General features: G+C 57.8%; 13 protein-coding genes and 1 riboswitch. Of the genes, 3 read left to right on the forward strand and 10 right to left on the reverse strand.

The features are described 5' to 3' along the window. Positions 1–40: 40 nt before the first annotated feature. On the reverse strand, positions 41–1567 hold the full coding sequence (locus QZ862_RS01205) for an aldehyde dehydrogenase family protein (RefSeq protein ID WP_296084601.1): 1527 nt from the start codon (positions 1565–1567) through the stop codon (positions 41–43). A 169-nt stretch (positions 1568–1736) separates the two neighbouring features. On the opposite strand from QZ862_RS01205, the gene QZ862_RS01210 reads away from it, so the two are divergent. Continuing rightward, positions 1737–2639: a LysR family transcriptional regulator gene (locus QZ862_RS01210; protein ID WP_296017816.1), complete on the forward strand. Its 903-nt coding sequence runs from the start codon at positions 1737–1739 to the stop codon at positions 2637–2639. Positions 2640–2666: 27 nt separating this feature from the next. Here QZ862_RS01210 and QZ862_RS01215 read toward each other — a convergent pair whose 3' ends face one another. Further along, positions 2667–3554: a DMT family transporter gene (locus tag QZ862_RS01215; protein ID WP_296096951.1), complete on the reverse strand. Its 888-nt coding sequence runs from the start codon at positions 3552–3554 to the stop codon at positions 2667–2669. A 190-nt stretch (positions 3555–3744) separates the two neighbouring features. Next, complete coding sequence (locus QZ862_RS01220) at positions 3745–4959, reverse strand: adenylate/guanylate cyclase domain-containing protein (protein ID WP_296096953.1); 1215 nt, start codon at positions 4957–4959, stop codon at positions 3745–3747. Between the two features lie 219 nt (positions 4960–5178). On the opposite strand from QZ862_RS01220, the gene QZ862_RS01225 reads away from it, so the two are divergent. Both QZ862_RS01225 and QZ862_RS01230 read left to right on the forward strand, forming a co-directional pair. Continuing rightward, complete coding sequence (locus QZ862_RS01225; protein WP_296096954.1) at positions 5179–6489, forward strand: UDP-glucose/GDP-mannose dehydrogenase family protein; 1311 nt, start codon at positions 5179–5181, stop codon at positions 6487–6489. A gap of 19 nt (positions 6490–6508) precedes the next feature. Next, positions 6509–7525, forward strand: a complete 1017-nt coding sequence (locus QZ862_RS01230; RefSeq protein ID WP_296096956.1) for an NAD-dependent epimerase — start codon at positions 6509–6511, stop codon at positions 7523–7525. Here QZ862_RS01230 and QZ862_RS01235 read toward each other — a convergent pair. From QZ862_RS01235 to QZ862_RS01265, 7 genes are all read right to left on the reverse strand, one after another. Beyond that, positions 7522–7833 carry a hypothetical protein gene (locus QZ862_RS01235; RefSeq protein ID WP_296096958.1) on the reverse strand — a complete coding sequence of 104 codons (312 nt, stop codon included), beginning with the start codon at positions 7831–7833 and terminating at the stop codon, positions 7522–7524. The genes QZ862_RS01230 and QZ862_RS01235 overlap by 4 nt on opposite strands. Positions 7834–7987: 154 nt before the next feature. Continuing rightward, positions 7988–8764, reverse strand: a complete 777-nt coding sequence (locus QZ862_RS01240; protein WP_296097113.1) for an ABC transporter ATP-binding protein — start codon at positions 8762–8764, stop codon at positions 7988–7990. Continuing rightward, the gene (locus QZ862_RS01245; RefSeq protein WP_296017829.1) at positions 8761–9780 is read right to left on the reverse strand and encodes an iron ABC transporter permease; all 1020 of its coding nucleotides are present in this window, start codon (positions 9778–9780) and stop codon (positions 8761–8763) included. Before QZ862_RS01245 ends, QZ862_RS01240 begins: the two co-directional genes overlap by 4 nt. A gap of 4 nt (positions 9781–9784) precedes the next feature. After that, complete coding sequence (locus QZ862_RS01250; RefSeq protein WP_363315098.1) at positions 9785–10753, reverse strand: ABC transporter substrate-binding protein; 969 nt, start codon at positions 10751–10753, stop codon at positions 9785–9787. A gap of 243 nt (positions 10754–10996) precedes the next feature. Continuing rightward, a riboswitch (cobalamin riboswitch) is annotated at positions 10997–11219 on the reverse strand. 135 nt (positions 11220–11354) lie between these two features. Beyond that, positions 11355–13694 carry a glucose/quinate/shikimate family membrane-bound PQQ-dependent dehydrogenase gene (locus tag QZ862_RS01255; RefSeq protein WP_296096960.1) on the reverse strand — a complete coding sequence of 780 codons (2340 nt, stop codon included), beginning with the start codon at positions 13692–13694 and terminating at the stop codon, positions 11355–11357. 102 nt (positions 13695–13796) lie between these two features. Beyond that, the gene (locus tag QZ862_RS01260; RefSeq protein ID WP_296096963.1) at positions 13797–14759 is read right to left on the reverse strand and encodes an asparaginase domain-containing protein; all 963 of its coding nucleotides are present in this window, start codon (positions 14757–14759) and stop codon (positions 13797–13799) included. After that, positions 14756–16258, reverse strand: coding sequence for an amino acid permease (locus QZ862_RS01265; protein ID WP_296096966.1), 1503 nt, complete (start codon positions 16256–16258; stop codon positions 14756–14758). The genes QZ862_RS01260 and QZ862_RS01265 overlap by 4 nt, the downstream gene beginning before the upstream one ends. Positions 16259–16328: the final 70 nt, after the last annotated feature.

The following is a 16328-nucleotide window of genomic DNA, read 5'->3' on the forward strand; positions in this document are numbered from 1 at the left end:
TCCTGCCAGCCTTTCTACTTTTCGAATTGATCGAGTGGCCTTACTCGATATCGAACGATACGCCTTGGGCCAAGGGAAGCGCTTTGGAGTAGTTCACCGTATTGGTCGCACGGCGCATATACGCCTTCCACGAGTCGGAACCGGACTCACGGCCACCACCCGTTTCTTTCTCACCGCCGAATGCACCGCCAATTTCCGCACCGGACGTTCCGATGTTGACATTGGCAATACCGCAATCGGAGCCATCGGCAGCCAAAAAGCGTTCCGCCTCCTGAAGGTCCTTGGTGAAGATGGAGGAGGATAGACCTGCCGCAACGGCGTTGTGTTCTTCGATCGCAGAATCCAGATCGGAATACTTCATCACATAGAGGATAGGCGCGAAGGTTTCTTCAAGAACCGGACCAACCTGCTTCGGCATCTCAACAAGCGCGGGCTTGACGTAATACCCGTTTGCAGCACCGGTATCGACGCGCTCGCCACCGGCGACCACACCATCATGTGCCTTAGCCTCTGCAAGGGCCTTCTGCATTCCATCAAACGCAGCCTTATCGACCAACGGGCCGACGAGTGCGGAGGTTTCGAGCGGATTGCCGACGGATACGGAAGCGTACGCTTTCTTCAAACGTGGCACCAGTTGGTCGTAGACGCTCTCATGAACGAAAAGGCGGCGCAGCGTCGTGCAACGCTGCCCTGCCGTTCCCATGGCGCCGAAGGCAATAGCGCGCAACGCCATGTCGAGATCAGCCGAGGGGCAGACGATGCCGGCATTGTTGCCGCCAAGCTCGAGGATGGCGCGAGCAAAGCGCTTGGCCAGGCGCGGACCAACATCGCGGCCCATGCGGGTCGAACCGGTGGCAGAGACCAGCGGCACCTTCGGGTGATCGACCAGCGCTTCGCCCACGGCACGGTCGCCGATGATGATCTGGCTCAGCCCCTCTGGCGCATCGCCGAAGCGGGCCACGGCACGCTCGAAGATGCCCTGCACGGCCAGCGCTGTCAGCGGCGTCTTCTCCGAAGGCTTCCAAACGACCGAGTTGCCGCAGACGATGGCAAGCGCTGCATTCCAGGACCAAACAGCAACTGGGAAGTTGAAGGCCGAGATAACGCCGACCACACCGAGCGGATGCCAGGTTTCCATCATGCGGTGGCCGGGGCGTTCAGTCGCAATCGTCAGGCCGTAGAGCTGGCGCGACAGGCCGACGGCGAAATCGCAGATGTCGATCATTTCCTGCACTTCGCCCAGACCTTCTGACGGGATCTTGCCGGCTTCGAGCGAAACCAGGCGACCGAGATCGGTCTTGAAGGCGCGCAGTTCTTCGCCCAGCAGCCGGATCAGTTCACCGCGCCGGGGCGCCGGCACCAGACGCCAGGCGCGGAACGCAGCGTCTGCCTTTTCGACGATCCCCGCCACGTCGGAGGGGGAAACGGTCTTGAGGCTTGCCACTTGCTCGCCGGTCACCGGGCTGAAGGAGGCCATATCGCCACCCTGATAAAGTTCGGACGAAACGCCCATCTTCGAAAGAAGCGCGGCGGCTTCCTTGACGACATCGACTTTGGCTGCGGTCATATTCTGGCTCCCTTGAGGACTTCGCCACTTCGTCTCGCAGCATGCAAGCGGTGGCTCACGGCAATTGGCGCGGATGGCAGACCACCCATTTCATTCTCTTTCCAGATCATATACGTCTGGAAGCGCCCATTTCAAATGAGGAAAGCGGGTGTGTTGATGCGAGGCAGGAATGGATACGCGCAGACGGCTGGTGCCGGACATCGTTACGTTGCAGGCTTTTGAATGTGCAGCCAGGCACGGTAATTTCACGCGCGCGGCAGAAGAACTGAACCTGACGCAAAGTGCGGTCAGCCGTCAGATCAGCGATCTCGAAGCCCAGACGGGCATGCTGCTCTTCGAGCGTATCCGGCGCCGGGTCGTACTCTCGGATGCCGGGCGCAAGTTTCTGCCGGACGTCCAGAAGCTCTTGCATCAATCCGAACAGTTGATGGTGCGTGCGGTCACTGCTGGCACCTCCAGCACCTCGCTTTCCATCGCCACCCTGCCCACCTTTGGCAGCCGCTGGCTGACGCCGCGGCTCCATAAATTTATGGCACTCTATCCGGATACGGTTCTAACGGTGGGGTCGCGATCACAACCATTCGACTTCGATGAAGAGAGCTTCGATATCGCCATCCATTACGGGCAAGCCGTTTGGGCCCGTGGCACCTGTACCTTTCTCTGCAACGAGGTCATCGTTCCGGTCGCGAGCCGATCTATGCTCACCAAATACGCGCCGAAGACTTTTGCGGATCTTATTTCAAGCCCTCTGCTTCACGTGACAACGCGACCCAAGCTATGGACGGATTGGTTCGAGATGAACGGCATTTCATCCGATGACGCCTATAGAGGCGGCCGGTTCGATCAGTTTTCGATGTTGATCGAAGCGGCAGTTAGCGGCCTCGGCTTCGCGCTCCTGCCGAAATATCTGATCGAGCCGGAACTGGCGTCAGGTCAACTCTGCGTCGTTTTCGATGTGCCGCTCAAGACCGACAAGAGCTATCATATAGCGCTCCCGGAGGGACGGCAGGACAATGTGCTGGCGGCAGCCTTTCAGGCCTGGCTTCTCGAACAGGTTGGCAAACCGCTCTAAGTTCGAACAGGGTTCACACCGGCATCGTTACAGACGGTTGCGAAAAAATGGGTTCCAACGCACCGCCCCAAGTCTGATCTTTTCGCGCATCATTGTCAGAAGCCCAGCACTGGCAATGACGATGAGACCAAAGACCGCGAGGGTATCCGGATACTCTGCAAAAAAGAATGCGCCGATGCCGACTGCCCAGAGTATCTGGGAATAATGCGACGGCGCAATCTGGCTGGCGGGCGCGATCTTCGTCGCCGTGAGAAGCGTGATCTGGCCGACAGCGGTGCAGATGCCAATGACGATGAAGGCGCCGACCTGATGAAGGGTCGGCACGTGGAAGTGCGGAATGGCCAGAAGACCGTTGAAAGTCAGGCCGTAGACAAGCAACACCCCCATGATCGAGGTGCGTTTCTCCCGTCCGGCAAGCGAACGCAGGATGACAATGGTCATCGCTGCGAGAAAAGCGACACCGACTGCCGCCAGATGTCCCAACTCAAGCGCCTTGAAGCCCGGACGCACAACGAGAAAAACGCCGATGATGCCAGCGAACACCGCAGACCAGCGCCACAAGCCAATATCCTCCTTCAGCACCACCGCCGACAGGATCGTCACGAACAAGGGTGACAGAAAGATCAGTGCATAGGCTTCCGCGAGAGGTAGCGTCGTGAAGGCATAGATGCCGAGAATACCTGCAAGCAGACCGGATAATGCACGCCCATGGACAGCAAAGGGTCTGCTCATGCGCCAGAACTCCCGCCAGCGCTCTTCCCTTGGCTTGGTAAAGAAAATGATCGCGGCAGACGATAGTATGCTGAAGAACCCGATCTCGAAAACCGTGACTTGCGCGCCGAGCGACTTGATCGTTGCGTCTCCCCAGGAAAAGCTGGCATAGGCGAGCAGGCCGAGAAGAAAACCTTTTTGCATGACGATCAAATCCAAATTCGAGCGGTGCAGGAACGGCCGAGCCGTTTTGCGCAAGCGACGGAATGCGCCTCAAATCACGAATGCGGATCGCTCCCGGTAACAAGAGCTACGCCTCGTGCTCCCCGCTCACAAGGCAGAAACACATAAAAACGGTACCCTTTGCATTTCAGCAACGGTTGGTTGCTGTTCGTCACGCCAACTCGGGATCGATGGTGAACAGCTCATGTGCGCGCGCAAATCCGCGCAATGCATAGCGCCCGAGCGACACCATGAGCGCCTGCATCTCAACCGGAGAGGTCGAGACGAAGTCTCTCGACATGACAGTGTCGCGATCCACCGAAGCACAGAGGCCCCCAATGCGGCTGACCATATTGACCGCCGGGCCGACAACGGTGAAATCCAGCCTGCTGCGGCTGCCGATATTGCCGTAAAATACTTCGCCGACATGCAGCCCGAGATAGACATCCGTCGTCGGAAGATCGCTCGACTGACGCTGATGGTTGAGGACTGAGAGACGTGTTCTCATCGTCATTTCGGCGGCCAGTGCCGCCGCGCAATCATCCTGGCGATGGCCGGTCTGAAAGATTGCCAGAACCCCGTCTCCGATCAGTTTGAGCACACTGCCGCCATGGGCATGGATCGCATCGATGACGAGGCCAGCGTAGTCGTTGAGAAAGGGAATGATCTGATCGGGCTTTGCACGGTCTGAGATGCCGGTGAAATCTCGCAAGTCGGAAAACCACAGCACGGCTTCTATCCTCTCCACCTCCCCTCTGGCTATTGTTCCACTCATGACTTTGCGGCCTGCATCGTGGCCGAGATAAACATCTGTGATCGTGCCTATGATACGCATACAGCATACCGTCTTGACAGCCAGCGCCAAGGTCGGCAGCAGCATGCGAAGCGCCGACAGTTCGTCATCATGAAAGCCTTCAGGCTGACGGGTCAGCCAGCGAGAATAGAATGCACTCATTTCTCCGATACTGCCACGCTCGGTAAACCGGTGAATGGAGGCTATATAATCGGTGTGACCCGCGTTGCGCAGTTCGTCGAGCTTGTAGAAATTCGCTTCCTCATTGAGGAACAGCCGGCGCCTGACTTCCTCGGCATTCTCTTTCAGCAGATGAAAGAAGACGGAACTTTCCCAGTCCTCCCGGGCCGTACCCTCGTCGGTAAAATCGTACACGCTGGCGGAGTCGACATTATCGCGGCTGTCCCATTGGAAAGCGTGCCCTTCGAAATCCGGGTGCAAAGTGTCCATCAGGATCAGCGCCGAGGATATGGGGATGCCTGCGGCATTGCAGCGTTCGCAAAAGCCCGCCAGTAATTCTTCTTCCGGCGTTCCCTCATATCCCTGTCGAGACAGCCAAAACGCGATTTCCTGGAGAATGTGGTGTTCGGTCATGGCGGCCCCGCGGACAAAGTGTGATTGAAGCATCAACGCTTGAATGTCTTCAAGGGTCGTTCGATCTCGTTGATTGACAGAATTTTTTTGAAATTATCGTCGAAAACTCTGTGCGCGCTTGGAGATGCGGTCGAAGGCGGATAGATAGCATCTTCAGAAACGATATCGAAATTGCACAAGGGTCGATCGCCTCGCGTCTGCGCCCCGAAAGGTTTTTCAATGCGTATTGTGATGATCGGCTCTGGCTACGTCGGCTTGGTTTCCGGCGCCTGCTTTGCGGATTTCGGCCATGACGTGATCTGCGTCGACAAGATGCCGGAAAAAATCGAGGCGCTGAAGAACGGCCATATCCCGATTTTCGAGCCCGGTCTGGATGTGATCGTTGCCAACAATGCCAAGGCCGGTCGCCTGAGTTTCACCACCGAACTGAAAAGCGCCGTTGCCGATGCGGACGTGGTCTTCATCGCCGTCGGCACCCCGTCACGTCGTGGCGATGGCCATGCCGATCTCGGTTATGTCTATGCCGCAGCCCGTGAAATCGCCGCTGCCCTGAGCGGCTTTACCGTCATCGTTACCAAGTCCACCGTGCCGGTCGGCACCGGCGACGAAGTGGAGCGGATCATCCGCGAGGAAAACCCGTCTGCGGATTTCGCGGTGGTTTCCAATCCGGAATTCCTGCGCGAAGGTGCCGCAATCGACGACTTCAAGCGTCCCGATCGCATCGTCGTCGGTCTTTCCGATGAGCGCGCGCGTCCGGTCATGACGGAGGTCTACCGTCCGCTCTACCTCAACCAGTCGCCGCTTCTTTTTACCACGCGACGCACCTCCGAACTGATCAAATATGCTGCCAACGCGTTTCTTGCGATGAAGATTACCTTCATCAACGAGATGGCCGATCTGTGCGAAAAGGTCGGGGCGGATGTTCAGGACGTGTCTCGCGGCATCGGCCTCGATGGCCGGATCGGCTCCAAGTTCCTTCATGCGGGACCCGGCTATGGCGGCTCTTGCTTTCCAAAAGATACGTTGGCGCTGGCCAAGACCGCGCAGGATTACGATAGCCCTGTCCGTCTGATTGAGACGACGATCGCCATCAACGACAATCGCAAGCGCGCCATGGGCCGCAAGGTGATCGCAGCCGTTGGCGGCGATATCCGCGGCAAGAAGGTCGGCGTGCTCGGTTTGACTTTCAAGCCCAACACTGACGACATGCGCGACAGTCCCGCGATTGCCGTCATCCAGACGCTGCAGGATGCAGGCGCGAAAGTGACGGCCTACGACCCGGAAGGTATGGCGAACGCCAAGCCTCTGATCGACGGCATCGATTATGCGCAAGGCCCATACGAAGCGGCACAGGATGCCGAGGCATTGGTGATCGTCACCGAATGGAACCAGTTTCGCGCACTCGACATGGCGCGGTTAAAGAACATCATGAAAAGCCCGATCCTTATAGACCTGCGCAACATCTACCGCGCCGACGAAGTGATGGCGCACGGCTTTTCCTATTCGAGCATTGGACGCTCGCAAGCATAATGGAAGGTCCTACGTCAGCATGCGTTATCTGATCACCGGCACGGCCGGTTTCATCGGCTTTCATCTTGCAAAGAGATTGCTGGATGATGGGCATTTCGTCGTCGGCTTCGATGGCATGACGAAGTATTACGACGTGGCGCTCAAGGAAAAAAGGCACGCGATCCTCGCGCGCTCGAACGGCTTCAAGGCTTCCATCGGCATGTTGGAAGATACCGACGCGTTGAACCGTGCAGCCGATCTTGCCGAACCGGAAGTGATCATCCACCTCGCCGCGCAGGCAGGTGTGCGTTACAGCATCGACTGCCCCAAGGATTATGTAAACTCGAACCTTATCGGCTCCTGGAATATTCTGGAGCTGGCAAAAAATCTCCAGCCGAAGCATCTGATGCTCGCCTCCACCTCCTCCATCTACGGATCGAACGAGAAGGTGCCCTTTGCCGAGAGCGACAAAGCCGACGAGCCGATGACGATCTATGCTGCGACCAAAAAGTCCATGGAGTTGATGGCGCATAGCTACGCGCATCTACACAAGGTGCCGACAACGGCCTTCCGCTTTTTCACCGTCTACGGCCCCTTCGGTCGTCCGGACATGGCACTCTTCAAGTTCGTCGATGCGATCCTGAAAGGCCAGCCGATCGATATTTACGGCGAAGGCAAGATGAGCCGCGACTTCACCTTTATCGACGATCTGGTCGAAGGGATCATCCGCCTCAGCCACATTGCGCCTGCGGAAGATAACCGCGTTTCCGACGACGGCGTGACCGATACCTTGTCGAAACACGCACCCTTTCGTGTCGTCAACATCGGCGGTGGGCAACCTGTGGAACTGATGCGTTTCGTCGAAACTGTCGAGACGGTTCTTGGCCAAAAGGCCATCCGCAACATGCTGCCGATGCAGCAGGGTGATGTGCCGCGCACCTATGCGTCGCCCGACCTCCTGCGCGCGCTGACGGGCTATGCTCCGGAAACGCCCGTCGAAACGGGCGTCAAGCATTTTGTCGATTGGTATCGCGGTTTCCGCGTTGGAGCGGCTTAAGCCTCCGTCTCCTCACCATCGCGATCCTGCAAAAGACCGACGACAGCGGCGCAGTTCGTGTCGCTTGTGTCCAGCAACTGCACCGGTGATGTCCAGCCAAAGGTAAAGCCGACCACGGTGGCAACCGCCCAGGCCGGGTCTTCACCGGCCCGGTTCAGCAGTTTCGGGCCCTGGCTTGCAACACATTGCTGCGATTGCTGGATGATCTCGGTCGAGGCATTTGCGCGTTCGAGTTGTTCGCGCATCTCCGCTTGAAGCGGATCTACGACGAAAAGCGTAATGAACCATGCGGCGATATCGGAAAGCATAAGCAAGCCTCTGAAGCCTCGGCATCGTGTCGGAAACGGTCCGACATCGTGAAAGCGCCGAGACTTTCACCAGAGGGGCCCGGACCAGCGGGTTACCCAACATGTAGGATGACGCCATCCTCCTTCAAGAATAGCAGATCAAAAAAGCGTAGGTTTACGTCGCTAGAAGCGATGGCGCACGATACCGGATGTGACATCCATCCGCAGAATTAAGCTCGACATCGACCTGAACTCCGAAGACATCGAGGATGAGAGCCGGCGTCAGCACATGGCAGGGTTTTCCCATCGCGACAAGCGTCCCCGCCTTCAGCACTGCTACCCTGTCGCAGAACATCGCCGCGTGATTAAGATCATGCAAAGCGGCTGCAACCGTCAGCTTCTGTTTGCGAACGAGATGTAGGAGCGCGATCTGATGGCCGATGTCGAGGTGGTTTGTCGGCTCGTCCAAAAGCAGGATCTTCGGCTCCTGGGCCAAGGCTCGGGCGATATGCAGGCGTTGCCGCTCTCCCCCGGAAAGCGTGTGCCACATGCGCTTGCCAAAGCCCTCCATATCCACGTCGCGGAGCGCCCTATCGACGATCTCATCATCGTGACGAGACCATGGAGACAAAGCACCCTTGTGCGGAATGCGACCAAGCTCCACGGCCTGGCGGGCGTTGATGCGTTCCTGTGTTTCAGCCTGCTGCTCGACTAGAGCGATCCGGCGCGCCACATCTCGACGCTGGAGGAGGGCCATCGACATGCCATCCAGTAAGACGTCGCCGGAACGCGGTTTTCTCAGGCCAGAGAGCATCGCCATGAGGCTGGTCTTGCCCGAACCGTTTGGGCCGACAATGCCGAGGAACTCGCCGGCATGAAGATCAAGACTGATATCCTCGACGATCTCCACGCCGCCGATCGACCAGCTCAAATTACGCGCCGAAAGCATTATGCGAGCCTCCTGCGTTGAGAAAGGATCAGCGCAAAGGCTGGAGCGCCGAACAGGGCGGTGATTACGCCGATCGGCAGGACCTGTCCTGCAATGATGGTGCGCGAGACAATGTCGGCAGCGATCATGAAGATAGCACCGATCAACGCGGAAGCCGGAAGCAGACGACCGTGGCGAACACCGACGACCAGACGCGCCGCATGGGGTATGACAAGACCGATGAAGCCAATCGAGCCGACGATGCTGACCATTACGGCCGTCATCAAGGCAGACGTGCCTGTTAAGACGACATAGACGCGGCGCACGGGGATGCCGAGGGAGCCAGCCGATTCCGCTCCAAAGGTAAAGGCGTCCAATGCCCGCGCATGCCAGAGGCAGACGACAAGCCCGAAGATGGCGATGGGAAGAGCAAGCGAGACATCCGCCCAGCGAACGCCGGAAAGGTTGCCGAGCAGCCAGAACATGATTCCGCGAGCCTGTTCGGCATTCGCGGCCTTGGTGACGATGAAGGAGGTCAGCGCGTTGAAAAGTTGCGACCCGGCGACGCCGGCCAGGATGATTGCGCTGTTACCGCGCCCTGCCCTCAGCGCCAGGAGGCTCACAAGCGCGAATGCGACGAGCGCTCCGAGAAAGGCACCGAGCGGCATGGTGAGCAAGCCTGCACCAAAGCCGAGTATCGCAACACCGACGGCGCCTGTCGATGCCCCGGCGGAGATACCAAGAATGTATGGATCCGCCAGAGGATTGCGCAGGAGCGATTGCAGCACGACGCCCGAAACGGAAAGAGCTGCCCCACAACAGGCGGCGACCACGGCGCGGCTCAGGCGATAGTTCCAGATGATCCCTTCATCGATCGCATCCAATGGATAGCCAGCGTGCCAAATACGATTGGCCACCGCCTTGGCGACAACCTCCATCGGCATGGAGGTTTCGCCGATTGAGGCTCCGAGCCACAGCGCCACCAGAAGACACGCAGCTGCAATGATGGCAGCGCGGACATACAGCAAGGGACCGGGCATCCGTTTACTTCGCCAAGCCGAGTTGACCGATCTGGTCAGCCAGCACCTCAATCCCTTCGATCGTGCGGATCGTCGGGTTCATCGCCTGAGCGTCCATGACGACGATACGGTTATCCTTCACGGACGGCATGAGGCTCGTGACAGGATCTTGCTTCAGGAACTTCTCTTTTACGGCAATGTCGTCTGCCGGGTAGCGGCGGCGGTCCATGCTCGCGGCAACGATGATGGTCGGATTGGACTTGGCAATGGTCTCCCAGCCAACAGTTGGCCATTCTTCCTGGCTCTCGATGACATTTCTGATGCCAAGCGCCGACATGATATAGCCAGGCGCACCGTTCTTGCCCGCGACGTAGGGATCGATATCGCCTTCGGCGCTGGAGAACCAGAATACAGCAGATACATTTCCATTGGTGGAAACGATCTTCTTGCGCGCGGTCTCTTCGCGGCTTTTCAGCTCGGCAATCAGTGCGTCGCCGCGATCCTTAACGTTGAAGATCTGCGAAAGCTCTCCGATTTCCTGGTAGATCTGCTCCATGGTGAAGACCGAGTGCCTGACGCCATCTCCGCCGCCAGCATTATCCTTGCCCGTGCAATCTGCAGGCGAGACGTAGACCGGAATGCCCAGTTCTTCGAACTGTTCGGGCTTGCCGACAACGCCCTCGGGGCCGACATGCCATTGGAACTGCGCGGTAACGAGATCGGGCTTCTTGCCAAGAACGCTTTCGAAACTCGGATCGTTATCGGCCAGACGCTCCACCTTGTCATTTGCCTCCTCATAGCCCTTGATCACCGGGCCAACCCAGACGGCAGTGCCGACAACCTTGTCTGCCAGTCCCAGACGATAGAGTATCTCCGTCGAACTCTGCCCTAAAGACACGGTGCGCTTGGGAGCATGGGTGAAGGTGACGTCCCTGCCGCAATTTTTCAACGTCAGTGGATAGCTGGTTTCCGCAGCCTCCGTTGCATTCGGCAAAAGAGATACAGCGGCAAGAACTGCGCCAAGAAATGCGCCTGTGAAATGAAGTGTCATGGTCCGATGGTCCCCGAAATCGTTGACGCTGCCCACACGCAAACGCCGTTATTGAGTGAAACACTCATTCGCCAACCACAGCCGTGGGACGATCGGAAACCGGGAAATAGACAGACGGATGTAAGCGCTGTTTGGCGCAGATAACAATCATGGCGTTTCCTCTCCAGGGCATCCCCGCCCGTGACTTTGGAATGAACAGACGACGGCAGGTCTCCTGGCTCACGGATGATCGTCTTGCCTGCCTTCCCACGATGAGATCGCAGTGGCCTGACGCAGGTGAATGCGCCACGAGTGCTCGACAATCCGCTTACAGTTGCGGGGGCAGCCACGGCATTGGAGACATCTCCGCACCGCGTTCCCTATTATTCCTCGCAATCTCTCGCTTGGAACCGTCGCAGGCAGATAGAACTATTTCCAGATATCCGTCAAGCGAATGTATGTAATATTATTACGTTTTAGTGCGATGGGATTTTGTCCACTGGAAATACAAAATGGCCGGAAACGGGTTTCCGGCCATCGAAGCGCTTCAAGTGATTGTCGCTGTTTATGGCAGCGTATAGGCGATGACATAGTCGCCGGGCTTGGTACCAACCGACCCATGACCGCCGGCAACCATGACGACATATTGCTTGCCGTCCTCAAGAGCGTAGGTCATGGGCGTCGCTTGCCCACCTGCCGGCAGCCGTGCCTCCCAAAGCTGGTTGCCGCTGGTTAGATCATAGGCACGCAGATAATTGTCGACGGCCGCACCGAGGAAAGCAACGCCGCCCTTGGTGATCATCGGGCCGCCGATACCCGGCACGCCGACCTTGAATGGAAGCGGCAGCGGCGTCATGTCGTAGACGGTGCCGTTCTTGTGCTTGTAGGCGATCTTGCCGGTTCTGAGATCCGCTCCGGCGACGTAGCCCCATGGCGGAGCCTGACAGGGTATACCGATCGGGCTCAGGAATGGACCCATCAAGACCGCGTAGGGCGCGCCGTCATTGCGGTTCAGCCCCTGCTCGCTGCCTTTCTCATCCTGAGCCTTGGGCGGGACTTGATCGCGCGGAACGAGCTGTGAGGTGAAGGCTAGATAGGTCGGCATTCCGAACATGATCTGTCGCTCGGGATCGACAGCGACGCTACCCCAGTTAAAGGTACCAAAATTACCTGGATAGATCAGCGAGCCCTTCAGCGATGGCGGCGTGTAGCGACCTTCATAATTCAGCTCATGGAACTTGATGCGGCAGGCGAGCTGGTCGAACAGCGATACACCCCACATGTTCTTTTCTTGTAATGGCTCCGGCTTGAAAGAGAGCGCCGAAGTAGGCTGCGTCGGTGAGGAGAAATCTTCCGGGATCGCACCGCCAGGTGCCGGCTCTTCGGTCACCGGCAAGATCGGCTCGCCGGTGCGCCGGTCCAACACATAGATATCGCCCTGCTTCGTCGGTCCGACCAGCGCTGGGACGGACTGCCCATCGGGCTTTGTGATGTCGAGCAGGACTGGCTGCGCTGGCACATCCATGTCCCAGAGATCATGATGCACCGTCTGACGGACCCAGCGGTCCTGTCCAGTGTTCACATCGAGGGCCACGATAGAGGACGAGTACTTTTCTACACTCTCGCTCCGACCCATTCCGAGCTGGTCAGGAACCTGATTTCCCAGAGGGATGTAGACGAGCCCAAGCGCTTCATCGACGCTGAATACGGACCAGCTGTTGGGAGAGTTGGTCGTATAGGTCTGACCCGGCGGAAGCGGTTGGGTCTGGGTAGGGTTTCCGGAGTCCCAATTCCAAAGCAACTCGCCGCTGTTGACGTCGAACGCACGAATGACGCCGGACTGCTCTTTGGTCGAATAGTTATCGTTGACCGCACCACCGATGATGATCTTGTTCCCTGCAATAGCCGGCGGCGAAGTTGAATAGTAGTAGCCGGCCGGATCGTACTTCATGCCAGCTTCGAGATGTAGAACACCATTGTCGGCGAAGGACGTGCAGATCTTGCCGCTTTCGGCATCCAGCGCGATCAGACGCGCATCGGATGTCGGCAGATAAACGCGAGCAGAGCATTCGGCGCCTGCCTGCGCGGCAGTATCGGCATAATAGGTTACACCGCGGCAGGTCTGGTGTTGGCGATCAGGATTCAAGCCCACGTTCGGATCGTATTTCCACTTTTCCTTGCCGGTTGCCGCATCGATGGCGATAGCCCAATTGTGTGGCGTGCAAAGGAAAAGGGTCTTGCCGACCTTTAGGGGCGTGACCTGATAGGTCGTTTCACCAACGTCGTCCGGCAATTTAACGTCACCCGTCTGATACCGCCAGGCCTCCTTCAGATCGCCAACATTGGCAGTTGTGATCTGTGTCAGCGGCGAATAGCGTTGGCCGTATGATGTGCGGCCATACTGGTGCCACTCGTTGTCCGGAACCGTATTCCCATAGGAGGGCGCGCTGTTGACGACCTCGGTCGGCAGGTTGCCCTCCTGGTCGTGGGGATCCTGCGTCATCGATACGGCGGCGACACCCATGGAGATGATCACGGCGGCCAGCAGCGGTACGGCGTTGGCGCCATACCGGATGCCTGTCGGGCTTACAAAGCCGAGCGGCTTGCGGATCCAGGGCATGAGCAACCAGATGCCGATCACAATGATCAAACCGCCGCGCGGGCCAAGCTGCCACCAGTCGAGACCGACTTCCCATACTGCCCAACCGAGCGTCGCAAGTACAAAGAGCGCATAGAAGTGGAGCGCCGCCTTGTTTCGTTTGAAAAGAAGGATCGCCGTGATCACGAAGGAAAGTCCGGCGAGCGCGTAATAGACGCTGCCGCCAAGCATCACGAGTTGAGATCCAAAACCGAAGAGCGCCAGACCCATAAGAGTCAGAGCGACAGCAGTGACAGTAACCGCCATGAAAAGTCCCCTGTTAATCTCCCTGCATGCTTAACAGGGTGGGACAGGTTCGGTTCCACGCCGGACACATTTTTGCCACTTCTGTGTTACCCGGCGTGATTTTCAACCGCGAAAGTCGTTGAAAGCACGCACCATTTCCTCGCGGCTGGCCGATGATGCAAGCAGGCTGGCGAGCAGAATTCGCGCCTGACCGGGCCTTAAGGTAGTCGAATGAAGCGCCCCAACATTGCCCATGTCATGACCTCCACCGCCACCACCGTAACCTGCCAAAAGTTGTCCGACGGGCACGCGGCTGGACACCACGACCGGAACGTTTCTTTCGCTACAGCGTCGCACGGCCTCTACAATGCGGGGATTAGCGTTGCCCGAGCCAAGCGCGGATAGGACGATGCCTCTCGCGCCTGCATTGAGGCTAGCCTCGATATGGATTGCATCGCAACCGGGATGGATGGCGACGATATCGACGCGGATGGCATTGATGGGCACCGAGAGACGGGGACTTTGAGAATGGATCGCGGGCCCCGCAAGATCGAAAGCATCCGCATCGTCTGCCGAGCGCTTGTAAAGCCCCCACACGGGAAGAAGCTTTTTGCCGAAGGAGAGCAGCACACCCTTGTCGATATTGGAGGCGTCGGTAGCAGCAGCAATCGCAGCCCGCAGATTTGCTGGGCCGTCGGATTGCGGATGGTCGGCGGTAAATTGCGCACCGGTGAAAACAACCGGTTTGCTCAAGCTGTGCTGCAGATGCACCAGCAAAGAGGTTTCTTCCATGGCATCCGTGCCATGCAGCACCACGACGCCACTAACCGACGGGTCGGCAAGCTCTTTTGCCACAGCATCGCTGATGGCCTGCATATCGGAAATCGTAAGGCTGGACGAATCCTTCGCCATCAACTCAACGGGTTTTACAGCGACCGTATGGCCCGCAAGACCAGAGAGGAGATTTTCACCCGAGAGCGATGGCTTTGCAGCACCAGTCTCATCACGCTCGCTTGCGATGGTTCCGCCGGTGGCAATGACCGCCACCAGCCCATTACTATTATCGGCCGAAACGCCCACGCTCACCGCTGGCTCCGTGAGCCAGCATCACGCAACTGCTGTGCCTTCGACAATTCCTGAATACGGCCACGCATCAAATACCATCCCCCCACCAAGGTCGGTGCGATGACGATAAGAGAGCCGACGGTATATGTGCCCGCGGGGTAATCGAATGCCATCAGCACCAGAACGCCAAACAGGAAGACAAGCGTCAACATGCCCGTGTAAGGCGCGCCAAACATGCTGAAATCCGGACGCTGCATCTTCCCCTGCCGGGACAGATGCCACAGCTTGAGTTGGCATAACACGATGACACCCCAGGCGCAAATGATGCCAAGGGCTGCAAGATTGAGCGCGATTTCAAATGCTTCCGAAGGAACGATGGCGTTGAGAATGACGCCAAGCACGGTGACGACCGCTGTGACTGCGATCCCGCCATAGGGCACGCCTGCTTTGTTCATCTTTGCAAGTGCTGCCGGTGCTGAACCGGAAACTGCCATAGAATGCAGGATCCGGCCCGTCGAATACAAGCCGGCATTCAGCGACGACAGAACCGCTGTCAGAACCACCAGATTCATCACGATATCCGCACCTTCTACTCCGATTGAACCGAAGAAGGTTACGAAGGGGCTCTCGCCTGCCTTATAGGCCGTGTAGGGCAACAGAAGCGTGAGGAGCAGAACGGAACCAACATAAAAAACCAGCAGGCGGAAAACCACAGTGCGGATTGCCTTTGGCATCACCTTGCGCGGATCTTCCGTCTCACCAGCCGTCGTGCCGATGAGTTCGATCGAGGCATAGGCGAAAAGCACGCCCTGGATGATGACGAAGGCTGGCAGAATACCATTGGGGAAGAACCCGCCATTGTCGGTAATGAGACTGAAGCCCGTGACATGTCCCTCGATCGGCGTACCGAAGATAACGAAGTACACGCCGACGATGAGGAAGGTGAAAAGCGCCAGGACCTTAATGAGGCTGAACCAGAATTCGAGTTCGCCGAACACTTTGACCGATAGCATATTCATGCCGAGCACGATGATGAGCGCGCCGAGCGCAAAGACCCATTGGTCAATGCCCTGCATCCAAGGCACATATTGCTTGAAGAAATTCATGTAGAGGGCGACGGCGGTCACATCGGCAACCGAAGTCATCGCCCAGTTCATCCAGTACATCCAGCCCACCGCAAAGGCCATCTTCTCGCCGTAGAACTCCCGCGCATAGGAAACGAAGGAGCCAGATGTGGGGCGGTGCATGATCAATTCGCCGAGTGCTCTGAGGACCAGAAAGGCGAAAAAGCCACAAATCGCATACACGAAAATGAGAGCGGGACCGGCGATTGCAAGACGTCCGCCTGCTCCAAGAAACAGGCCCGTGCCGATTGCGCCACCAATGGCGATCATCTGAATCTGACGTGGCTTGAGTGCTTTGTGATAGCCGAAATCCTCCTGGATCTCGACCTTGCGCTCATGGTTTGCTTGAGTGACCTTATCCACTGGTGTCGCTCCTCCCTCAGAGCTGTCGTCCATAGATTTTGATGAAATACCCGTTCTGCCGCTGCGCGCCAACGCCTCTGTGAGATCGAACCTCGAAAATGAC

This window comes from uncultured Agrobacterium sp., assembly GCA_913777615.1.
Taxonomy (GTDB): domain Bacteria; phylum Pseudomonadota; class Alphaproteobacteria; order Rhizobiales; family Rhizobiaceae; genus Agrobacterium.

What these genes read in the sequence shown, in the direction of transcription:
- QZ862_RS01205 (WP_296084601.1), bottom strand. Translation starts at nt 1,567, where the DNA reads ATGACCGCAGCCAAAGTCGATGTCGTCAAGGAAGCCGCCGCGCTTCTT.
- QZ862_RS01210 (WP_296017816.1), top strand. Translation starts at nt 1,737, where the DNA reads ATGGATACGCGCAGACGGCTGGTGCCGGACATCGTTACGTTGCAGGCT.
- QZ862_RS01215 (WP_296096951.1), bottom strand. Translation starts at nt 3,554, where the DNA reads ATGCAAAAAGGTTTTCTTCTCGGCCTGCTCGCCTATGCCAGCTTTTCC.
- QZ862_RS01220 (WP_296096953.1), bottom strand. Translation starts at nt 4,959, where the DNA reads ATGACCGAACACCACATTCTCCAGGAAATCGCGTTTTGGCTGTCTCGA.
- QZ862_RS01225 (WP_296096954.1), top strand. Translation starts at nt 5,179, where the DNA reads ATGCGTATTGTGATGATCGGCTCTGGCTACGTCGGCTTGGTTTCCGGC.
- QZ862_RS01230 (WP_296096956.1), top strand. Translation starts at nt 6,509, where the DNA reads ATGCGTTATCTGATCACCGGCACGGCCGGTTTCATCGGCTTTCATCTT.
- QZ862_RS01235 (WP_296096958.1), bottom strand. Translation starts at nt 7,833, where the DNA reads ATGCTTTCCGATATCGCCGCATGGTTCATTACGCTTTTCGTCGTAGAT.
- QZ862_RS01245 (WP_296017829.1), bottom strand. Translation starts at nt 9,780, where the DNA reads ATGCCCGGTCCCTTGCTGTATGTCCGCGCTGCCATCATTGCAGCTGCG.
- QZ862_RS01255 (WP_296096960.1), bottom strand. Translation starts at nt 13,694, where the DNA reads ATGGCGGTTACTGTCACTGCTGTCGCTCTGACTCTTATGGGTCTGGCG.
- QZ862_RS01265 (WP_296096966.1), bottom strand. Translation starts at nt 16,258, where the DNA reads ATGGACGACAGCTCTGAGGGAGGAGCGACACCAGTGGATAAGGTCACT.